We start from the raw sequence: 3,647 nt of genomic DNA on the forward strand, positions 1-3,647 counted from the left end.
GTGTTCACCGGTCGGGTCTCGTTGAAGAGTCATCCGTGGCTGGACGATCACCGGGTCAGTGGCAGTCCCCTCGTCCCCGGCACCGCACTCCTCGACGCACTGGCGCACCTGGGTGACGACCTCGGCACCCCGTTCGTCGAGGAACTGACGATCTCCGCCCCCATCGTCGTACCGGAGTCGGACGGCGTGGACCTGCGCGTCCACGTCGGCGTCCCGGACAGCCGCGGGAGCAGGCCGGTACGGCTGCACACCCGGATCGGCCCGGACGGAGAGTGGACCGAGAACGCGAGCGGCGCACTGAGCGACACGTACGGGACCACCGACGACCATCCGCGGCCGGACACCAGCTGGCCTCCGGCCACCGCTGAACCCGTCGACCTGGACGGGTTCTACGACACCCTCACCGTCGACTACGGCCCGGCCTTCCACGCCGTACAGGCCGTGTGGACCGAACCGGGCCGGGTGTACGCCGAGGTACGTCTGCCCGAGACCGCCGCCGGCACCACGAGTGAAGCCTACGGAGTGCACCCCGTACTCCTGGACGCCGCTCTGCACCCGCTCGGCATCTCGGGATTCTTCGCCGAGCCCGACCGGCCCCGGCTGGCCTTCTCCTGGTCGGGAGTCCGGGTGCACGCGGTGGGAGCGCGGGCGCTGCGCGTCACCCTCACACCCGCCGGGCCCGACAGCGTCACCATCCGGGCGGTCGACGAGACCGGCGAGCCCGTCATCGACATCGACAGCCTCGTCGTACGCCCCGTCGACCCCGAGCGCCTGCGGCAGGCCGCACCGGTCGGACGGGACTCCCTCTTCGAGATCGAATGGGTACCGGCGCCCGGCCCGGCCGCCGCACCGCCCACCTGGGCGTACCACGAGGACCTCGGGGAAGAGGACCACACACCGGCCGCCGTGGTGTACCGGGTCGACGGCGGAGACGAACGGCAGACCGTTCCCGAGCAGGTGCACGCCGTCGGACTGCGGGCGCTGACCGTGCTCCAGGACTGGCTCGCCGACGCGCGGCGTGACGAGTCCCGGCTCGTCGTGGCCACGCGCGCCGGAGACCTGGCACAGGAAGCCGTACGAGGGCTCGTGCGCACCGCCCAGTCGGAGAACCCGGGCCGGTTCGGCCTGCTGGAACTCGGACCGCGGGACAAGTCGGACGACACGGCCGACGTACTGGTCGGCCTCTCCGTGCCCGACGACGAGCCCCAGGTCGCGGTCCGCGACGGACAGGCATACGTGGCGCGGCTGCGGCGGGCCGATGCCGCACCGACCGCCGGGACGTCACCGCTGGCCGGCGGAGCCGTCCTCGTCACCGGTGCCACGGGCGGACTCGGCCGGCTGGTCACCGACCATCTCGTGACCGCGCACGGCGTCGGCGAACTCGTCCTCCTCTCCCGGTCCGGCGTCCCGGACGAACGCCTCGCCGAGATCACCGGACTCGCGGCCGAGGCAGGCAACACCGTCACCGTGCGCTCGGTGGCCGGCGACGTGGCCGACCGCCCGTTCCTCGCGGAGGTCGTGGACGCGCTGGGCGACCGCCTCGTCGGCATCGTCCACACCGCGGGCATCGTCGACGACGGAGTGATCGGCGCGCTGCGGCCCGAGCAGTGGGACAACGTGCTGCGCCCGAAGGTCGACGCCGTCTGGCACCTGCACGAGCTGACCCGCCATCTCGGCCTCGCCGCGTTCGTCGTCTACTCCTCGGCCTCCTCGACCTTCGGCGGCGCGGGCCAGGGCAACTACGCGGCGGGCAACGCCTTCCTCGACGCCTTCGCCGCCCACCGGCGGGCCGAGGGCCTGCCCGGCCTCTCGCTGGCCTGGGGCCTGTGGGCCGAGAAGCGGGGCATGCGCGGCCGGCTCAGCGACACCGACCTCGCCAGGATGGCCCGGATCGGCACGCTCGCCCTCTCCGCCGAACAGGGCCTCGCCCTGTTCGACCTGGCGCTGGCGGCGGACCGTCCGGCGCTGGTGCCGATCCGGCTCGACCTCGCCGCCACCCGCCGCAGCGGTGAAGTCCCCGCCCTGCTGCGGAACCTGGTACGCGCCTCGTCCCGGCGCACCGTCGAACAGGGCGACGCGCACCGCATGGGCCCCGGCCTCGCCGAACGGCTCGCCGCGCTCGCCCCGGCCGAGCAGGAACGGGAACTGCTCGCCCTCGTCCGCGCCGTCGCCTCCGCCGTACTCGGCCACGCGTCGGCGGACGCGGTGGAAGCGGCACGCGCCTTCAAGGAAGCGGGCTTCGACTCGCTCACCGCGGTGGAACTCCGCAACCGCCTCACCGAGGCCACCGGCGTCCGGCTCCCGGCCGGCGTGATCTTCAACTATCCGACGCCCAAGGCGCTCGCCGGGCACCTGCGCACGGAACTGCTCGGTGCCATGGACCCCGTGCCCACCGCCCCCGCCGAAGCCGCCGCGCCCCGCGACACGACGGAGGACCCGGACGCCGACGACGCGATCGCCATCGTCGCCATGAGTTGCCGGTTCCCCGCCGGGATCAGTTCCCCGGAGGAACTGTGGCGATTCCTGGAGGCGGGCGGCGACGCCATCGGCGACCTGCCCACCGACCGTGGCTGGGACCTGGACGCCGTCTACGACGCGGACCCGGACGCCCCTGGCAAGACCTACGTGCGCGGCGGCGGGTTCCTCGACGGCGCCGGTGACTTCGACGCCGAACTGTTCGGGATCTCGCCGCGCGAGGCGCTGGGCATGGACCCGCAGCAGCGACTGCTGCTCGAAGTGTCCTGGGAACTCCTGGAGCGGGCCGGCCTCGACCCGACCTCACTGGCCGGCACTCCCACCGGCGTCTTCGTCGGCACACACGGCCAGGACTACGGACGGCAGACCCAAGGCACCCAGGCCGACGAGGGCTACCTCGTCATCGGCAGCGCCGCGAGCGTCCTGTCCGGCCGGGTGTCGTACACGCTGGGGCTCGAAGGCCCCGCGGTCACGGTCGACACCGCCTGCTCCTCCTCACTCGTGGCGATGCACCTGGCCGGACAGGCCCTGCGCAACGGCGAGTGCTCCCTCGCGATCGCCGGCGGCATCTCCGTGATGTCGTCGCTCGACGGCATCATCGGCTTCAGCCGCCAGCGGGGACTGTCCTCCGACGGCCGCTGCAAGGCATTCTCCGACGACGCCGACGGTTTCGGCATGGCCGAAGGTGTGGGAGTGCTGCTGTTGGAGCGGTTGTCGGATGCGCGGCGTCATGGGCGTCGGGTGTTGGCGGTGGTGCGTGGGTCGGCGGTGAACCAGGATGGTGCGTCGAACGGGTTGACGGCGCCGAACGGTCCGTCGCAGGAGCGGGTGATCCGTGCGGCGCTGGCGAGTGCGCGGTTGTCGGCGGCGGACGTCGACGCGGTGGAAGCACACGGTACGGGTACGACCCTGGGCGATCCGATCGAGGCGCACGCGCTGCTGTCGACGTACGGTCGTGAGCGGTCGGCCGAACGGCCTTTGTGGCTCGGGTCGTTGAAGTCGAACATCGGTCATACGCAGGCCGCCGCCGGTGCAGCCGGTGTGATCAAGATGGTCGAGGCGATGCGGAACGGCGTACTGCCGCGGACGTTGCATGTGGATCGGCCGTCGTCGCACGTGGACTGGACCTCGGGCGCGGTCGAACTGCTCGCGGAGGCGCGGGAGTGGCCGCA

The 3,647-nt window shown here is 72.6% G+C and carries 1 protein-coding gene; it reads left to right on the top strand.

The window, feature by feature from the left end; genetic code table 11:
- Positions 1-21 precede the first annotated feature (21 nt).
- The coding region (locus ACFC09_RS45885; protein ID WP_376539144.1) for an SDR family NAD(P)-dependent oxidoreductase at positions 22-3,647 on the top strand (3,626 nt) is incomplete at its 3' end.

The organism is Streptomyces sp. NPDC056161 (assembly GCF_042268025.1).
Lineage (GTDB): Bacteria > Actinomycetota > Actinomycetes > Streptomycetales > Streptomycetaceae > Streptomyces.